At 61.6% G+C, this 16,985-nt stretch carries 20 protein-coding genes; 8 read left to right on the top strand and 12 right to left on the bottom strand.

What is annotated here, in order from left to right; translation table 11 throughout:
* The first annotated feature begins 6 nt into the window (after window positions 1-6).
* Window positions 7-771 carry an amino acid ABC transporter ATP-binding protein gene (locus tag ACLD1Y_RS15100; RefSeq protein ID WP_003171943.1) on the top strand — a complete coding sequence of 255 codons (765 nt, stop codon included), beginning with the start codon at window positions 7-9 and terminating at the stop codon, window positions 769-771.
* 59 nt (window positions 772-830) lie between these two features.
* Here the strand turns inward: ACLD1Y_RS15100 and ACLD1Y_RS15095 are convergent, their stop codons facing one another.
* Entirely contained in the window at window positions 831-1,319 is a 489-nt protein-coding gene (locus ACLD1Y_RS15095) for a type II toxin-antitoxin system MqsA family antitoxin (RefSeq protein ID WP_429478695.1), read from the bottom strand.
* Window positions 1,316-1,627 (bottom strand): type II toxin-antitoxin system MqsR family toxin, encoded by a 312-nt coding sequence (locus tag ACLD1Y_RS15090; protein WP_429478694.1) that lies wholly within the window; start codon window positions 1,625-1,627, stop codon window positions 1,316-1,318. Before ACLD1Y_RS15090 ends, ACLD1Y_RS15095 begins: the two co-directional genes overlap by 4 nt.
* A gap of 176 nt (window positions 1,628-1,803) precedes the next feature.
* Between ACLD1Y_RS15090 and ACLD1Y_RS15085 the strand changes: the two genes are divergently transcribed.
* Window positions 1,804-3,057 carry a CynX/NimT family MFS transporter gene (locus tag ACLD1Y_RS15085; RefSeq protein WP_429478693.1) on the top strand — a complete coding sequence of 418 codons (1,254 nt, stop codon included), beginning with the start codon at window positions 1,804-1,806 and terminating at the stop codon, window positions 3,055-3,057.
* Window positions 3,058-3,060: 3 nt separating this feature from the next.
* Here the strand turns inward: ACLD1Y_RS15085 and ACLD1Y_RS15080 are convergent, their stop codons facing one another.
* The 10 genes from ACLD1Y_RS15080 to ACLD1Y_RS15035 all read right to left on the bottom strand — a co-directional run bounded on the left by ACLD1Y_RS15080 (window position 3,061) and on the right by ACLD1Y_RS15035 (window position 12,195).
* On the bottom strand, window positions 3,061-3,693 hold the full coding sequence (locus ACLD1Y_RS15080) for a DUF1120 domain-containing protein (protein WP_429478692.1): 633 nt from the start codon (window positions 3,691-3,693) through the stop codon (window positions 3,061-3,063).
* 79 nt (window positions 3,694-3,772) lie between these two features.
* Window positions 3,773-4,393: a DUF1120 domain-containing protein gene (locus ACLD1Y_RS15075; protein ID WP_429478691.1), complete on the bottom strand. Its 621-nt coding sequence runs from the start codon at window positions 4,391-4,393 to the stop codon at window positions 3,773-3,775.
* A 45-nt stretch (window positions 4,394-4,438) separates the two neighbouring features.
* A complete protein-coding gene (locus ACLD1Y_RS15070; protein WP_429478690.1) occupies window positions 4,439-5,083 on the bottom strand; it encodes a DUF1120 domain-containing protein in 645 nt (214 codons plus the stop codon).
* A gap of 10 nt (window positions 5,084-5,093) precedes the next feature.
* Window positions 5,094-6,221, bottom strand: a complete 1,128-nt coding sequence (locus ACLD1Y_RS15065) for a DUF1120 domain-containing protein (protein ID WP_429478689.1) — start codon at window positions 6,219-6,221, stop codon at window positions 5,094-5,096.
* Between the two features lie 11 nt (window positions 6,222-6,232).
* On the bottom strand, window positions 6,233-8,680 hold the full coding sequence (locus ACLD1Y_RS15060) for a fimbria/pilus outer membrane usher protein (RefSeq protein WP_429478688.1): 2,448 nt from the start codon (window positions 8,678-8,680) through the stop codon (window positions 6,233-6,235).
* A gap of 125 nt (window positions 8,681-8,805) precedes the next feature.
* A complete protein-coding gene (locus tag ACLD1Y_RS15055) occupies window positions 8,806-9,552 on the bottom strand; it encodes a fimbria/pilus chaperone family protein (RefSeq protein ID WP_429478687.1) in 747 nt (248 codons plus the stop codon).
* Window positions 9,553-9,554: 2 nt separating this feature from the next.
* Window positions 9,555-10,181 carry a DUF1120 domain-containing protein gene (locus ACLD1Y_RS15050; protein ID WP_429478686.1) on the bottom strand — a complete coding sequence of 209 codons (627 nt, stop codon included), beginning with the start codon at window positions 10,179-10,181 and terminating at the stop codon, window positions 9,555-9,557.
* Between the two features lie 81 nt (window positions 10,182-10,262).
* The gene (locus ACLD1Y_RS15045) at window positions 10,263-10,883 is read right to left on the bottom strand and encodes a DUF1120 domain-containing protein (RefSeq protein ID WP_429478684.1); all 621 of its coding nucleotides are present in this window, start codon (window positions 10,881-10,883) and stop codon (window positions 10,263-10,265) included.
* A gap of 39 nt (window positions 10,884-10,922) precedes the next feature.
* Window positions 10,923-11,537, bottom strand: a complete 615-nt coding sequence (locus ACLD1Y_RS15040) for a DUF1120 domain-containing protein (protein ID WP_429478683.1) — start codon at window positions 11,535-11,537, stop codon at window positions 10,923-10,925.
* 31 nt (window positions 11,538-11,568) lie between these two features.
* A complete protein-coding gene (locus tag ACLD1Y_RS15035; RefSeq protein ID WP_429478682.1) occupies window positions 11,569-12,195 on the bottom strand; it encodes a DUF1120 domain-containing protein in 627 nt (208 codons plus the stop codon).
* Window positions 12,196-12,563: 368 nt separating this feature from the next.
* On the opposite strand from ACLD1Y_RS15035, the gene ACLD1Y_RS15030 reads away from it, so the two are divergent.
* The 6 genes from ACLD1Y_RS15030 to ACLD1Y_RS15005 all read left to right on the top strand — a co-directional run bounded on the left by ACLD1Y_RS15030 (window position 12,564) and on the right by ACLD1Y_RS15005 (window position 16,917).
* A complete protein-coding gene (locus ACLD1Y_RS15030) occupies window positions 12,564-13,376 on the top strand; it encodes a response regulator (protein WP_429478680.1) in 813 nt (270 codons plus the stop codon).
* A gap of 181 nt (window positions 13,377-13,557) precedes the next feature.
* Window positions 13,558-14,193 carry a response regulator gene (locus ACLD1Y_RS15025; protein WP_429478679.1) on the top strand — a complete coding sequence of 212 codons (636 nt, stop codon included), beginning with the start codon at window positions 13,558-13,560 and terminating at the stop codon, window positions 14,191-14,193.
* Window positions 14,194-14,380: 187 nt separating this feature from the next.
* Entirely contained in the window at window positions 14,381-15,022 is a 642-nt protein-coding gene (locus ACLD1Y_RS15020) for a DUF1120 domain-containing protein (protein WP_429478678.1), read from the top strand.
* 100 nt (window positions 15,023-15,122) lie between these two features.
* On the top strand, window positions 15,123-15,593 hold the full coding sequence (locus ACLD1Y_RS15015; protein ID WP_429478677.1) for a nuclear transport factor 2 family protein: 471 nt from the start codon (window positions 15,123-15,125) through the stop codon (window positions 15,591-15,593).
* Between the two features lie 37 nt (window positions 15,594-15,630).
* Window positions 15,631-15,906 carry a GIY-YIG nuclease family protein gene (locus tag ACLD1Y_RS15010; RefSeq protein WP_090409144.1) on the top strand — a complete coding sequence of 92 codons (276 nt, stop codon included), beginning with the start codon at window positions 15,631-15,633 and terminating at the stop codon, window positions 15,904-15,906.
* Between the two features lie 75 nt (window positions 15,907-15,981).
* The gene (locus ACLD1Y_RS15005; protein ID WP_429478676.1) at window positions 15,982-16,917 is read left to right on the top strand and encodes a glutathione S-transferase family protein; all 936 of its coding nucleotides are present in this window, start codon (window positions 15,982-15,984) and stop codon (window positions 16,915-16,917) included.
* Window positions 16,918-16,985: the final 68 nt, after the last annotated feature.

Below are 16,985 nucleotides of genomic sequence, written 5' to 3'. Positions count from 1 at the left end.
GATGTTATGAGCGAAGCGATCAAACAGCCTGTGAGCCCTGAAGGCATTATCCAGATGCAGGGCGTCAACAAGTGGTACGGCCAGTTCCACGTGTTGAAAGACATCAACCTCAACGTCAAGCAGGGCGAGCGTATCGTGCTGTGCGGCCCGTCGGGTTCGGGCAAGTCCACCACCATCCGCTGCCTCAACCGCCTGGAAGAACACCAGCAAGGCCGCATCGTGGTGGATGGGGTGGAGCTGACCAACGACCTCAAGCAGATCGAAGCGATCCGCCGCGAAGTCGGCATGGTGTTCCAGCACTTCAACCTGTTCCCGCACCTGACCATCCTGCAGAACTGCACGCTGGCGCCGATGTGGGTGCGCAAGATGCCCAAGCGCAAGGCCGAAGAAATCGCCATGCATTACCTTGAGCGCGTGCGTATTCCGGAGCAGGCCCACAAGTTCCCGGGGCAACTGTCTGGCGGCCAGCAACAGCGTGTGGCGATTGCCCGTGCGTTGTGCATGAAGCCGAAAATCATGCTGTTCGACGAGCCGACCTCGGCCCTCGACCCGGAGATGGTGAAAGAGGTACTGGACACCATGATCGGCCTGGCCGAAGACGGCATGACCATGTTGTGCGTAACCCACGAAATGGGCTTTGCGCGCACCGTGGCCAACCGCGTGATCTTCATGGACAAGGGCGAGATTGTGGAACAGGCGGCGCCGAATGACTTCTTCGACAATCCGCAGAATGACCGGACCAAGTTGTTCTTGAGCCAGATTTTGCATTGATCGATGGGTGAATAAATAAACCCGGCCTGGTGCCGGGTTTGTTTTTGCCTGCTGTTTTTTCAGGAGGCTTGTGCAGCGAGTTGCTGCGCGTCTTTTTTGAGGAGCAGTTGGTTCAAGTCGTCCCCGACATTGAGGGCCTCTATCTCCGCCAGCAGGTGAGGGTGCTTATCGAGCAGGCGCATCAATGTGAGCAACGGTTCCGGCGGAAAGATCTCAGCCCGTTCGTAGCGAGAAAATGCATTGTGCCCGCGGACGGTCAAAAGCCTCACCGCGTCTTTCTGTGTCAGGTGTAGCTTGCGGCGGATGCGCTTCATTTCAGCGGCGATGATTTTTCGCGCGTCGATCAGCAGCAGATCGGAAGCCTTGCAATAGCGTTCTGCACTGTCGTCGTCGTGATCAAACTCAACTTCATGACAGACCTCGCATTCCCAACCTGCAATGTCCGGAATATCCCGGATCATTCCCCGCGTGTTGATCCTGAAGGTGCGACCTTCAAAATGTTGCATTGCGTCATGGGTTCCGCAGCTCATGCATTGCTGGGTTCTCATTGGGTTTTCTCCTTGAAGGAGATTACGGGAGGGCCACCGCCTGGACGGTAAGTGACCTTGATGTAAATCTCCGTGCCGTAGATCTTGATCAGGTAGACGTCCTGCCATACCCGATGGTCTGCATAGGTCGTCATTGATTTGTACAACATTCGGTGCTCAAGGGCGCAGACCACGTGTTGCATCTGGCCGGGGCTCAGCTCCATTTTTCGGGCATCTTGCAGGGCGGTGGCGGTGAATGCCCTGTAACCCAACCGAACGACCTCTTTTTTCACCAAAGCCAAATCGTAATGAGGTGTGTACTTTTCCATAAGACACCTGAGTCCAATAATTACCCTCTAAGGGTAATTTTACCAATCGAAAATACTGCTCATTTTCCTGCCTAAGAAACCTAGTGCGTTGCTCTTGTAGGCACGTCCGAATAGGCTGTGGGACTTTTCAACCAGTGATCAGGGCAAACGCCCGTCCCTCTGCCGGCAGTTGATCAATGACCTCCGAAACCAAGCTTGAAGAACTGTTGATCGACGCCGAAGCCGACGACGACGTGATCCAACACACACAGCCGCTGGTAAACCGCCCGTGGTTGTTGCTGCTGGGCCTGATCCTGGTGGCGCTGAACCTGCGCCCGGCGCTGTCTAGTCTGTCGCCGTTGCTCAACGACGTGTCGGCCAGTTTGGGACTGTCGGCAGCCAAGGCCGGTTTGCTGACCACCTTGCCGGTGTTGTGCCTTGGCCTGTTCGCGCCGCTGGCGCCGATCCTGGCACGGCGTTTTGGTGCCGAGCGCGTGGTGCTGGGGATTTTGTTGACGCTGGCCGCAGGCATCATCCTGCGCAGCTCATTCGGTGAAGCCGGGCTGTTCGCTGGCAGCCTGGTTGCAGGGGCCAGCATCGGCATCATCGGTGTGTTGTTGCCCGGTATCGTCAAGCGCGACTTCGCCAAGCAGGCGGGCACCATGACCGGCGTGTACACCATGGCGTTGTGCCTGGGCGCAGCGCTGGCGGCGGGTGCCACGGTGCCGTTGAGTCACTATTTTGGTGATAGCTGGAACCTGGGCCTGGGCTTCTGGATCGTGCCCGCGCTGGTGGCGGCAGTGTTCTGGTTGCCCCAGGTCGGGCAAAAACACGGCGCCCATCAGGTGGCCTATCGGGTCAAGGGCTTGCTGCGCGATCCGTTGGCCTGGCAGGTCACCCTGTATATGGGCCTGCAATCGTCCCTGGCCTACATCGTGTTTGGCTGGGTGCCCTCGATCCTGATCAGCCGTGGCCTCAGTGCTACCGAAGCCGGTTTGCTGTTGTCCGGTTCGATCATCGTGCAACTGCTCAGCGCCCTGACTGCACCGTGGCTGGCCACGCGAGGCAAGGACCAGCGCCTGGCCATTGTGGTGGTGATGCTGCTCACCCTTGGCGGGCTGTTCGGTTGCCTGTTTGCGCCGCTCGAAGGCTTGTGGGGCTGGGCGATCCTGTTGGGGTTGGGCCAGGGCGGCACGTTCAGTCTGGCGCTGACCCTGATCGTGTTGCGCTCACGCGATTCCCACGTCGCCGCCAACCTGTCAGGCATGGCCCAAGGCATCGGCTATACGCTGGCCTCCATGGGCCCGTTGGCGGTGGGGGTGTTGCATGACTGGACCGGTGGCTGGGGCGCCACCGGCTGGGTGTTCGGTGTGATCGGCCTGGGCGCGATCGTCGCCGGGTGGGGGGCGGGGCGGGCCGCTTATGTGGCGGTCGTCAGCGAAAAAGTGTGAGACCTAGAGGTAAAACACTTCTGCCGTCATCGAGCCGTCGATGGGTTGCTCTTCGGTCAACGTCAAGGTTGCAGCGGCGCCGATATAGCCCCTAACCAACAGGTCACTGCTTAGCGTGCGAATGGCCACTGGCGCCACCACACCACTGGCGTTGTTGCCGAACGCTGCCAGGTCAGACGCGAACCACCACAGGTTGCCGCCCGTGGGGGCTTGCCAAGTAGCGCCGCCATCGCTGGATCCGATTGGCGTCAACGCTCGGCCGTCGGCGCTGGCGTTGTTCAAGATCGTGTAGTAACCACCGACTTTTTCCGTGCCGTTGATAATGCCCAGGCCGAAACTGCGTGCTTCGTAGGTGGTGCCTGGGCGATTGTCGATCCCTTTGAGTGCAAACAGGGTGGCGGCCTCGCAATTGACGGCCAATTGCAGTGTCACGTTGGGCAGGTGAGTCATGGTGTTGAGGTTCAGGTCCCGTGCGGCGACTTTGCCGTAGTCGACTTCACCGCCATGGCTCAGGGTGGGTGTGCATGCGCTGGGGACGATCAGGCCGTTGACGGCCAGGTTGACCGTCGATGCGGCCTCGGCGCCTGTGACGCTTGCCAGCAATGCGCTGATCAAAAGGTTACGCGGGGTGCTCAAGGTGTTGCTCCTGCTCGGGGAGATGTGTTCTGTGGGCGCAAGGCAGGCCACAGGTGGACTGCCCTGCACTCAGCTTGCGTTACAGGTACCTGACGGTCATCGTGATCGAGCCGTCGATGGGCACTTCATCGGTCAGTGTCAGGCCTTTGGCCGGGGCAATGGACGCATCGAGAATCATCTTGGCAGTCATCACTTGCACCGGCACCGGGGCCATGGGAGCGGCCGTATAGACCGATGACAGGCTGCCGGGTTTGGCGCCGCCGCCAGCGGCCCACGTCAAGCCGCCGTCCATCGAGTGGATACCGAAGGCCCTGGTCCCATCGGCCATGTAGGAGGTGAGGGTTGCCCCTATGTGGCCCAGCTTCTGGTTGCCGTTGATCAACCCCAGCCCGAAGGTGTTGTCTTGATCGAAAAAGGATGAGCCTGCACGGTTGTCCTTGAACTCGATCCCCATCAGCGTGGCGGCTTCGCAGGTCACGGCCAGTTGCGTATTCAGTTCCTCAAGATTCGTTGGCTGTTCGGCCTGCAGGTCTTTGGCGGCCACTTTACCCAGGTCAAAGACGCCGCCGTTGGCCAGGCTCAGCTCACAGGCGCTGGGGGTAATCGACCCTCTGATACTCATGTCGATACTCGACGCGGCGACAGCATGGCCGGCGCTCGTCAGCAGTGCGGTGACCAGAAGGTTACGGGTGATGCTCATGGTGTTGCTCCTACTAGGGGTTACAGGGATTAGGGAAAACAAGGGTTACAGGTACACAACTTCCAACGTGGCCGACCCATCCATCGGTGTTTCCACACTGAGGTCCAGGTTCTGCCGGGCGTTGAGGGTGGCTTCCAGCTTCAGGGTGCTGGTGAGCGTCTGGATGGCCGATGGGCCGGCGGTGCTGCCAACCACATCGGTAAAGCCGAGCAGGCTGCGCGAGCCCACATCAATAGGGTTGAGATTCGCCATACGCCACGCCAGGCCGCCAGTGGTGGATTCGGTGCCGTACACCACGGCCAGGTCATCGACCACGGTTTGCTTGGGGTCGAAGCTCACCGAGTACACGCCGATCTTGTTGCCGCTGGTATCCAGCCCCAGCCCGTAGAAAATCTCGCTGTTGACGTGGGCCGTGCCGTCGCGGTTGTCGCGCATGCGCAGGGCGAAGCGGCCGGGGGCGTTGCAGTTGACGGTGAGGGTCAGGTACTTGTGCGGCAGGCGCGTGCCGTTGGTGAGGTTGAGGTCGTTGCGTGAGATCTTGCCGAAGTCCACCAGTCCACCGCCGGAGAGCAGCGGCGTGCAGGCCATGGGCGTGATCAGCCCGGTGACCGCCAGATCGACGGTGGACGCGGCATGTGCGGTGCCACTCAGCACGGCCAAAGCGGCCAATGGCATCAGGGTACGGTTCATGCGATTGCTCCTAGAGGTAGTTGATTTCGAGGGTGGCGGCGCCGTCGAGGCGCACTTCGCTGCCCAGGTCCAACGTGCCCAGTGGTGCGATGACCGCTTCCAGGCTCGTGGTGGCGCTCAGTTGTTGAATCGGCTCGGGGCCGCTGGTGCTGCCGGCGCTGGCGCTGAAACCGAGGAAGCGGCTGGCGCCAATCGCCAGCGGGTTGGCGCTGGCACTGCTCCATGGCAAGGCGCCGGTGGCGGAGTCGGTGCGGTACAGCTGGGCAAAGCTGTCGGCGGTGGTGCGCAGTGGGTCGAAGATCAGGCGGTAGCGCCCGATTTTTTGCTGCTGGGCGTCGAGCCCCAGCCCATAGGTGGTTTCATCACTTGGGCCGCTGGCCGATCCCTGGCGGTTGTCCTGCAAGCGCAGGGCGAACGCGGTGGGCGCATCGCATGTCACGCTCACCACCAACGGGCGCGCGGGCAGGGTGGTTTCCTTGTCGATGCTCAGGTCCATCACCGACAGCTTGCCGAAGGCCACCGTGCCGCCGTTGGACAGGCTTGGCGTGCACGCAGCCGGAGCAAACCGGGCTTGCAGGCGCAGCTCCCGCGAACGTCCGGCGTGGATCGCGTCGAACACGCCGCTGGTGTCCCAGGTCACGGCATCGCTGACGCGCAACGCGTCGTTCGTGGCCCAGGCGCTGACTTGAAGTTGCAGCAACAAACTTTGCCCGCTTACGGGTACGCCCCCACGCATCGGCACCACGCCGTGCTCAGGGCGCCAGCGCAGGGTTGCCCCGCTACTCACCGGCGGCTGGCCGCTGCCGGGCAACAAGCCCAACTCCACTGGCTGGCCGTCGAGCAGCGCGTCACTGGCTAGCAGGCTGTAGTTGCCACGCGCAGTCCATTGGAAGCGCTCGCCACCGGCCGCCAAGGCCCGGTAGAACAGGCTCAGGTCGGTCGGGTTGGGACAGTTCAGGCTCAGGCTCAAGCGGCGCTCACCCAACAGGCGCTCGGTCGCTGAACCTTGTGTGACAGCCCGGTTCATCAGGCCGAAATCCACGCGGGTTTCGCTGAGGTTCAATTGGCATTCATCCATGCCCCAGGCGTTCGTGCCCAGCAATACGCTCAGTGACAGCAAGACCGGTTTCAGGCCCATGGTGCGCGTCCTCATGGTTGGCACCGCGCTGGTGCGGTTTCGAAATACACCTCGGGGTCGCCGCGTTCGGGCAGCTCGAAGTCCAGGCGGCAACGGGGTTGGCCGGGAGCGCTGACCCACAGCTCGCGGCGGTCCAGCACGTCAGGCAAAAAGATTTGGCTACCTTCCTGCACCAGGGTCACGAACTCGCCGTCGGCGGTGCTCACTGCCGCGCCACGGGGCAACGGCTGGCCGTCTGCGCGGGTCACGTTAAGCAGTGCGCGGCGGGTGAGAGCTACGCCGAACTCGACTTTGTCCACCGCGCCACGCCCGGCCGACAGCACCGCCAAACCGTTGCTGATGTCGGCATTGCGCGGCAGCGAACGGGTTTGCACTTCCACCGGGCTGCGTCCATAGGGGCTCAATTGCGGCACCACGGCCTGGCCTTGCCAGTCGGTCCATACCGGGCCGCTGGGGGTGCTGACCTTGATCCCGGCCATGTCGCCCACCGACATCACGGCAAAGGTCTCGCGCACCGGGTAGGGCGAAAAGGTCAGGCCATCGCCGTGCAGCACCACGCCGCCGCGTGCGCCGCCCTGGTAGCTGGAGCGTTCCTGATTGTTACGGGTGTAGTTGAAGTCCAGCTGGCTGTAGTACGGCAGCGCCGAGACGCCGACGGACGACTCCACCTCACGGTCGCGGCTGTCGCGTTCAACGCCCACCTGGTAGCTCAACTGGTCATTGAGTTGTTCGCTGACCCCGGCGCCGATGCGGTGCTCGCCACCGGCATTGCGCGCCCAGGCGCGGCCGCGACGGCTTTCGCCCAAGGGCATGCTGATGTTCAGGTACACGCTGTCATCACTTTGCTGGCGCCCGCCGACTTGCCACTCGGCGCTGGCCGACACCGACACCCGTCCAAAGCTGGTGCCCCATGACGCCAAGGCGCGGCTGCTGCTGTCGCCGGTAAACGAGGACGAGCGCGAGATGCCTGCGCTGAACGCACCGAGCATCGGGTGCGACCAGGACGCCGTGGCGCTTTGCTGGTCGCGATAACGGGAACGGCGCTGCTCGCGGGTATCGGTGGTGTAGGTGGAGTCGTCCAGGTCGCGGTAGCCCAGGCTGCGCCAGGAACCTGCGGTGGTGATTGCCCAGCGTTCGCTCAGGCGCTGGGACCATGATAGGTCGGTTTGCACCCCACGCTCGTTGCCGGTGCGCGTGGCCTGGGCGACTTGGGTGGTGACTTGGAATTGGCTGTCCTGCCTCGGCAACCAGCCAATGTTCGCGCCCACCGCGCGGTAATCTTCGGCCGCCAGTGCGCCGCCGCCGATGCTGACCTGCGGGTGCAGTGCGCCACTCCAGCCGCCGCTGACCACCCACGGCTCGGCGCCTTCGCCGGCGCCGACCTTGCGCACGCGCCCAGCTGCCACCGAGTAACCCGGCGCTGGCAATCCCAGGCCGAGCATGGCCGCTGGCACGGTAAAGCGCCGCTCCTCGCCGCTGGTTTCCTTGACCGTGACTTCCACATCGGAGCGGCTGTTCAGGCGCCGTACATCGGTGAGGGAAAACGGCCCGGCGGGTACCACGGTGGAATGAATCAACGTGCCGTTCTGGCGGATCTCCACCTGGGCCGGGCTGTTGGCGATGCCGGTGATGGTCGCGCCCTGGTTCTGGTCTTGCAGCGCGGTTTCGGTGAGCACTTGGGCGCCGGTGATCTGCGCGCCGGCCAGCACCGGGTTGTACAGGTTGATCTGCCCGGCCTGGAACACCGCTTGTTGCTCGGCGAACGTGCGCTGGGCGTAGGCGTCCAGGTGGGTGGTGCGCGCCACCTTGTCTTGCCAGGTACGTACCTGGCGGCTGCGCACGATCCAGTCACCGGCGTTGAAGCCCACCTCGGTATTGGCCGAGCCGAAGCGGCTGTTGTCGTCGCCGTACTCGTTGTACAGGCCGCTCAGGTCATAGTTGAGCAACCCGGCAAAACCGCCGGTCTGGTAGCCGGACACGTCGCGCACGGCGGGGCGCAAGGCCTCGGTGGGCACCACCAGCGATAGGCTGAGGGTGGCCGGGTCTTGCTCGATCACGGTCTGTGGGTAAGCGTCGAGGAAGGCATGGCACTCGCTCTCATCGGCCGGCACGCGCAGGTTGCCCGCGTCCAGCAGCGCTTGGTTGAAACACAGCGCGCCTTGCCCGTCGAACAGCACATCCACCCGGCCACGCCGTTGGCCGTTCACGTTGAGGTTGAGGGCGTGGCGCCCCGCCGCGAAGCGAGGGGCTTCCAGCAGCAGGTTGGCCAACTGTGGGTCGATGCCGCGCTGGGACAAGGTTTGCGGATCGAACGATCCTGCAAGGTCATCGGCCAGGGGTTCGCTGGTTGGCAGCGCCGTACCCACGGCCAGCGCAAGGCCCGCCAGCAGCTGGCGCGTGCGGGAGGATGAAACCCCAGGCACGGCTTCGCCGTCGCGATCAGTCATAACTGTGCTCACACGTCGTACTCGAATAAGTGGAGGCAGGCCCGCGCCGATCCTTTGGCGAGACAAGCTCCCGGTGGCCTTCAGTGGGAGGCCACTTCGTTATCAGGGCGCCAGCATTGCTCCCGCCGGCGCTGCGATCAAAGGGTGATCGGTGCTTGGTACGGGGCTACCGCAAACCCGTAGACCGTGGCCGGCTGCATCTGCACGGTGCTGGCCTGGGCCTGGCTGGCGGCGACGCTCAGGGTTTCGCCGGGCAGCACGTAGGTGCGCGGTAACAACGCCGAGCCTTTGCCGGGTAGCAGGGTCAATTCCTGTGCCAGGCGTACAACGTAAGGTGTCGGGTTATTCACACTCAGTTGTTGGTTTTCAAGGCGCCAGACCAAACCGGTCCACGGCGTGCGGTTCGGCGCCAGGCCCTTGGGGTGCAGGATCACCGGCAGGTTCTGGCGCACCGTCACACCCACGCGGGCATGGCCGGCCTGGCCGGTGGCGCGGCCTTGGGGCATGCCCTCGAAGATCACGCGCTTGAGGCGCTGGGTGGTCAACGGCGTGGGCGATTGCAGGATGAAGCGGATCAGCTGGCTCTTGCCCGGCTCGACCCGCGTCAGCGGTGGCGTGACAAACAGCAACGACGCCGGGTCTTCGGGAATGTCTTCCAGGGTGACGTGCAGCAGGGCGAGCTTGGCATCGGTGTTGGTCACCGACACGGCGGCTTCGCCATCGGCTTCATTGACGATCACCACCGAGGTGTCCGGCACCATGCCATCGGCGAGCACCAGGGTTGGGCCCCACAGCGTCAGGGCCAGGGCGGCGAGGTAAAGGCCGGTGTAGCGAACCAGGTTGAACACCCGTGTTATTAAGGCAACGCAAGGGAAGGGGAACATGACTACAGATACCTCAGGTCTAGCACGATGGAGCCGTCCAGCGGCACCTCTTGGTCGAGGGTCAGGTAGGCGGCGGCGTTAATCGACGTTTTGATTTCCAGCTTGGCGGTGAGTTGGCTGTGCGGGTCCGGGATCAGGGTGCCGGGGTGCGCAAAGCCCATGTAGTTATTCGGGTAGGCGTTGGTTTCGGGAAACCAGGTCAGGCCCTTGTTGCTGGAGGCCAGCACAATGGCGCGCTGGCCGTCGCCCATCGCTTCACGAATGGCCAGGGCCACCGAGCCCAGGCGTTCGGCCGGGGCGTGGACGTTGTTGCCCAGGCCGTAATAGAAACCCGGCCCCACGGAGGAGTCGGCACGGTTATCCACGCCCACCAGCACGAACAGCACCGGTTGGTTGCAGGTCACGCTCATGTCCAGCGTCCTGGCCGGCAGTTCGGTGAACTCGTATTGATTGAGTGAGCGGGCCGGAACCCGCCCGTGATCGACGATACCGCTGGGGGACAGCGTCGGCGTGCAAGCGCTGGGCGTGATACTGCCGGTCAACGTCACATCAACCTTGGAGGCGCACAGCGCAGGGGTGCTGGCCAGGCAGAGACAGAGCGTGATCAGGCGGTGTGAGAACGTGTTCATGGTCTGTTGTTGGAACCGTGTGAAGGGGACATCCGTGGGAACAGCACTGGGCGCAAGGCACTGCCTTGCGCCCGTTTTGCATTACAGGTACTTGACGGTCAGGGTCGCCGAACCGTCGATGGGCACTTCTTCGGTCAGGGTCAGGCTGCTGGCCGGGGCAATGTAGGAGGTGAGAACCACGTCGGCGACCAGCGACTGCACCGGTACCGGGGCGATGGCAGTGGTGTTGGCCACGGAGGTGATGCCGTCGTTGGTCAGGTACATGAAGCGGGTCCAGGTCAGGCCGCCATCACTGGAGGAAATCGGGCCCAGTTCCGTGCCGTCACCGACCGGCGATTGCAGGTGCATCTGGAAGGCACCGAGTTTCTCGCTGCCATTGACCAGGCCCAGGCCAAAGTTCGTATTGCTGGGCTCGAAAGCGGACCCCGCGCGGTTGTCCTTGGGCTCGATCGCCACCAGGGTCGCGGCGTCGCAGGTGACGGTCAGTTGCACGGTTTGGTCGGGCAGGCGAGTGTAGGTATCGGCGTTGAGGTCCTTGGCGGAAATCTTGCCGATCTCCACATTGCCGCCGCCGGCCAGCGTCGGTTCACAGGCACTCGGGGTGATCAACCCGCGCACGGTCAAGTCCACGCTGGAGGCGGCGACGGCGCTGCCCGCTCCAGTGAGCAGCAGGGTGGCGAACAGGGCGTTGAGGGTTTTCATGGTGTGGCTCCTAACTAGGGGGATGGAATGAATGGCGGCTTACCAGTACTTGAGCTGCAACGTGGCTTGGCCATCGATCGGCACTTCATCGAGCAGCGTCAGGTCGGTGGCGGGCACGATGATGGCGAACGTGCGCAAGCGGGCGTTCAGGGTTTTCAGGGCGATGGGCGTGTTGGGACCGTCGAGGGCGGCGAATGAGGTCAGTGCCTCGTGCCCCAGGTAGGGGTTGGCGTACCAGTTGGCTCCGCCGTTGCTCGATATGATGACCTTGACCGGTTGTGCATCGGCCACCGGGTCGAACAGCGAGAACGCCACGCTGCCCAGTTTTTCTTTTTCCGGGGTCAGGCCCAGGCCGTGGTGCCTCGGGTTGATGGCGGACGTGCCCGCGCGGTTGTCCACGGTGGTCAAGGTAAAAAAGGTCTCACCCTCGCACAGCACTTCAAGCTGGATTTCCGCGGGCTCCAGCCGAGTAGGGGAGGCCGGTTGCAGATCCTTGGAGGTCATTTTGCCGTGGTCGATCAAACCGCCATTGGACAGCACGGGCGCGCAGGCGCTGGGGGTGATCGTGCCGGAGACATTCAAGTCGGTACTGCTGGCGGCAAAGGCGCCGGGCGCCAGGGCTGCGAGCAGCAAGGCGAGGGTGGGTTTATCCATGGGCACAGGTCCTTTTGTATGTGGAGAGGCGTTAGAGGTAGATCATGTCCAGTGTGGCGCTGCCGTCGATGGGCATTTCCTCGGTGATGGGCAGGTCTCGCACACGTGCGATTTCGGTGAGGAAGCGCAGGTCAACCTTTACGGTGCGCAGTGCCTTGGGCGTGGTGGAGTCGCCAAATGCAGTCCAGTGGTAATGGCCCATGTAACTGCCGAACGAGTTCACCAGCCAGGTTGCGCCCTGGTCGGAGGAATACAGCGGATAGATCGGTTCGTCCGCCACCGGGTCGAACACGCCTATCTGATAGGCGCCCAGCTTCACGTTGCCGCTGACCATGCCCAGGCCGTACATATAGTTGAGGGCAGGAAAGATGGAAGATCCCAAGCGGTTATCCCGGCCATTGAGGGCAAACAATGTCTGGGCTTCGCAGTCCACGGTCAGTTGGATGCTCAGGCGAGGGAGCACAGTCGTGCCGGTGGGGGACAGGTCCTTGACGGCGATCTTGCCGTAATCCACCACGCCGCCGTCGCTGAGGCTGGGGGTGCAGGCGCTCGGCGTAATCGCGCCTTTTACCGACAGGTCCACGGTGCTGGTGGCCAGCGCCACAGTGCCATTGGCAATCAACAAGGCGCCGGCCAGGGCGGCGAGAGAGTCTTTCATCACAACAGGTATTCCTATGCAAGGGCGTGGGACAGATTGGCGCGGTGAAGTTGCCCATGGGTTTTATGGTTGTGGCGGGCACGCGCTGCTTCAGGGAAAGCGGGGAGGAATTTAGCGGCAGGAGCTGAGGGCGGAAATGCAACTATTACGAATGACAGGGTGGCAATGACAAAAGGGGGTTGTTTAGTCAGAAAACCGCGTTTTTCGCGCGTGGAGGTGGCGTTGTCGTAGTTGTTGTATCGCGGCTGATCACGCATTCGGATATTTTTCGCGTTCATTTGTGGCCTGAATCCAATTCATTTGGATTCTTGGCAGCGACCTTATTGCGAAAAGTTCGGGTGAGCGGATCGCTCTCTATTGAGGGCACTATGCCTGGCTACTTCCCCCCCCCAGGTCCGCCTGTCACCTTGCCTGAGATCGCCTGGTCACAGGTTCGTGTGCTTGTAGTGGACGACCATTACACCTATCGATTGCTGCTCGGCTCACTCCTGGAAAAGCTTGGCGTGGCCCATCGGTGTTGCCGTGATGGGCAGCAAGCGTTGCAGGCACTGGCTGCCGAGCATTTCGATCTGGTTATCAGTGATTGCCGCATGCCGGTCATGGATGGCTACACCATGACCTGCGAACTGCGCCGCCGGGAGCGGATTGAAGGGCGTGCACCCATCATCGTGCTGGGTCTGACCGGCAGCCTGGGGCCTGAGGAGATTCGCCAGTGCTTGGCGTGCGGGATGGACGGCTGGCTGGTCAAGCCGATCGGGTTTGCGCAATTGCGCGAGGTGTTGCGTTGTTGGCTGCCTCAGCCGGAATCTGCGACCAACACCGACGAGGAACCCAGTTCGGCCTCGGCGAGCAGCGCTGTTTTCCCCAGCCGTGCCAGCCTGATCGAGGCCTTTGGTTCGTGGGATGTGGTCGAGCCTATGGTGTTCAGTCTGATCCAGGAGGCCTATGCCGACTTGGCGGTGCTGGCCCATGCGCAGGTGGTGCGGGATGCCCGGATGGCCACCCAGTGTCTGCATCGCCTGGTGGGGAGCGTGGCATTCCTGGGGGAAACGGGCCTGGAGGCCGGTGCGTTGCAATTGATCAGGCAGGTTCATTCAACCGGAGTGGCGATGAATCGTTCGGCGTTGGACGTGTTTCGTGGGGGGGTTGAGCGTTATCTGAATTATCTGGCACATCTATGAAGGAATTTATCCATTAGTTATGTAGTACTTTTCTGTATGTAATTTCTCTTAATTATGTAGGAGGTAGTGCTTGGCTCTTTAAATGCGGGGTATGACGCAAATTCGGTGAATTATTTCCTGTTGTTGCAAGAGCATGATCGCGGTATTTTTGCGCTCTCAAATTGCCATCATGGAAAGACCGATGATTCGCATCATTATTGCTGACGATCACCCTATTGTTCGCGTGGGCCAGAGAGTGGTGATCGAGGCGAGTGGAAAATGCAAAGTAGTGGGTGAGGCAGAGGGTCCCGACCAACTTTTGGAGTTGGTTAGCCAACTACCGTGTGACGTGATCGTGACGGACTTTGCCATGCCCGGTAATCAACAAGCTGACGGTTATGGACTATTGGGTTTATTGAACCGCCAGTACCCTGATGTGCCTGTGATCCTTGTGACGATGTTTGCCAACATCGCCACCTTGCGCACGGCCTTTTCCCACGGCGCCCGAGGCGTCATCGCCAAGAGCGCATCGGCCAGGGAGCTGCCCCTGGCGCTTAAAGCCGTGGTGCAGGGGCGACAGTTTGTCAGTGAGTGCCTGCGTGTGCAGTTGGACCAGGTGTGCGGTTCTCAGCCGACCCAGACGCCCACCTTGTCCGGCAAGGAGCAGGAGGTGGTGCGCATGCTGGCCAGTGGCATGACCGTCAGCCAGATTGCCGCGCGGGTCAATCGCAGTATTTCAACTATCAGCAAACAAAAGAGTACGGCCATGAATAGGCTGTGTATCTCTACGGACGTAGATTTGTTTGCTTATGCGCGCGATGTCGGGATGGTGCCTTAGTTACGGGTTATTCGTAATAGTTGCATGGGGAGGGGCGTGGTCGGGAGATAAAATAAGTGCGTGCTCTAGTGAGGTTTCTGGAGCCAAATCCCTAGTCTAATAACAGAGTGTATGGGTTGAGACTTCTGGTGCAGTAACGCATCGGTATGTTTGATACTAATAACGCACTCCTCAGAGTACTTGCGTGATGAAAAAACTATTAAGCCTGGCCGCCGCCACTCTTGCGTTGGTCGGTGTTGGGCAAACACTGGCGGCTTCCAGTGTGGATCTGAGTATCAAGGGCAGTATTACCCCCGCTGCGTGTACACCAATGTTGGCCAATGGCGGGGTCGTGGATCACGGCAAAATCTCGGCGAAAGATCTTGTTTTCAACGGTAATACGGTATTGCCTGAGGCACTGCTCCCATTATCGATCAGTTGTGAAGCGCCGACGCTGGTGGCCGTCAAGAGCAAGGACAATCGGGCTGGGACCTCGGCGGAATGGGAGGGGGCCTTGCCCAATTTCGGCCTGGGCCTGGCTGCTGGCAACGTTAAAATCGGCTGGTACACCCTGAAGATGATCAACGCCACGGTAGACAACGCGCCTGGCAGGTTGATCGAGTCCGTCAATGGTCAGGCCTGGTTCGAAGCCCCCGACAACACGGTCTGGCAACCTGACTGGATGCGCACCGTCAATGGCGCCAGTAGCGTAGACCCGGTTCCCCAACCGCTGATGGTCATGCGAACCGATGTGGTCATCGCCACAACCATCACGCGTGCACGTGACTTGCCGTTAAGTGAAGAAATCCTGATTGATGGCAGTGCAACGTTGGACATCGTCTACCTTTAACGCCACGGGGCATCATTCATTCCTATGGCGAATAGCCGTGGCTTTCCCTCTTTGCGCGGATTATCGTTCAGCACCCCTGACACTCGCCCGGAGCCTGCCCATGAGTGATGCCCACACTGCCCTGATCAACCATTTCTACCAGGCCTTCCAACGCCTGGACGCCGAGGCAATGGCCGCCTGCTACACCGATGACGTGGTGTTCAGCGACCCGGCCTTCGGCGAACTGCGTGGCCGCGATGCGGGCGATATGTGGCGCATGCTCACCACCCGCGCCAAGGACTTCTCCCTGACCTACGACAACGTGCGCAGCGATGAACGCAGCGGCGGCGCGCATTGGGTTGCCACCTACCTGTTCAGCGCCACCGGCAACACGGTGGTCAACGATATCCAGGCGCGCTTTGTGTTTCGCGACGGCAAGATCTGCGAGCACCATGACAGCTTCGACCTGTGGCGCTGGTCACGCCAGGCATTGGGCACCAAAGGCCTGTTACTGGGCTGGACGCCCATCGTCAAAAACGCTGTACGTACCCAGGCGTTGCGCGGATTGAAGGCATTCCAGGCCAGTCGTTGATAAGCTTGGCGCTCCTGTGTTTTAGCCGAATCGACCCGTGACTGATCCTTCTGAGCCCAAACCCTGGTTCGTCTACCTGGTGCGTGCCGCCAATGGTGCGCTGTACTGCGGCATCAGCAATGACCCGGTGCGCCGTTTTGCCTCCCACCAGAGCGGCAAGGGCGCGCGGTTTTTCCTCTCCAGCCCGGCGGTGGCGCTGGTGTACACCGAGCAATGCGCGAGCAAGGGCGAGGCGTTGCGTCAGGAACGGCTGATCAAGAAATTGAAGAAAAGCGCCAAGGAATGCCTGGCGGCCAGTGGCTCATTGATTTGACTGATGGGTTCCCATCGCCCCCAATCGCAATATTGCAGGCTAAGCTAGCGGCTCACTTTTCAAGCGGAGTCCGGCATGTCTGAGCTTATTCTTCACCACTACCCGCAATCCCCTTTCGCGGAAAAAGCCCGCCTGTTGCTGGGCTTCAAAGGTTTGTCCTGGCACTCGGTGCTGATCCCTCCCGTGATGCCCAAACCAGACTTGAGCGCCCTCACCGGCGGCTATCGCAAGACCCCAGTGCTGCAAGTGGGCGCGGATATCTACTGCGACACCGCCTTGATCGCCCGCCGCCTGGAGCAGGAAAAGTCCGCCCCCGCGCTGTTTCCCCAAGGCCTGGAGTTGGTCACCCAAGGCTTCGCCGCCTGGGCCGACTCGGTGGTGTTTTCCCATGCCGTGGCGCTGGTGTTCCAGCCCGAATCCCTGGCGGTCAAATTTGCCAAGGTGCCGCCGCAAATGCTCCAGGTGCTGGTGGCCGACCGTAGCCAACTGTTCAGCGGTGGTACCGCCGTTCGCGTGCAACTGGACCAGGCCCTGCATCAATGGCCGGCGATTGTCAGCCGCATCGATCAGCAATTGCAGCACCAAGCGGGGGACTTCCTGTTCGGCGAGCCTTCCATTGCCGACTTCTCCCTGGCCCATCCGTTGTGGTTCCTCAAAGGCTCATCCGTGACCGCGCCGTTGGTGGACGCTTACCCGACTGTCGCCGCCTGGCTGGACCGGGTGCTGAGCTTTGGCCATGGCACGTCCTCCCAGATGAGTGCCGAGCAGGCCCTGGAGATTTCCCGCAACGCCACGCCGGCCAATCTGCCGGATGAAGTGTTCGAGGATTTGAATGGCTTCGTTCCAGGCCAGCAGGTGACCGTCAGCGCCACCGACTACGGCACCGACCCCGTGGCCGGTGAACTGCTGTTTGCCGGGCGCGAGGAGCTGATTCTGCGCCGCACCGACGAGCGTGCAGGCACCGTGCATGTGCATTTCCCGCGCATGGGCTTTCGCATCCAGGCGCAATAAATAAAATATTTTGCAAATTAAGGTGAGGTAAACCGGCGGCCCACTCGTGTAGTGCTTTGAAACTGCGA

Source organism: Pseudomonas sp. 18175 (assembly GCF_050432925.1).
In the GTDB taxonomy this organism is placed as follows: Bacteria; Pseudomonadota; Gammaproteobacteria; order Pseudomonadales; family Pseudomonadaceae; genus Aquipseudomonas.
This window is presented reverse-complemented; position numbering and strand designations above follow the sequence as displayed.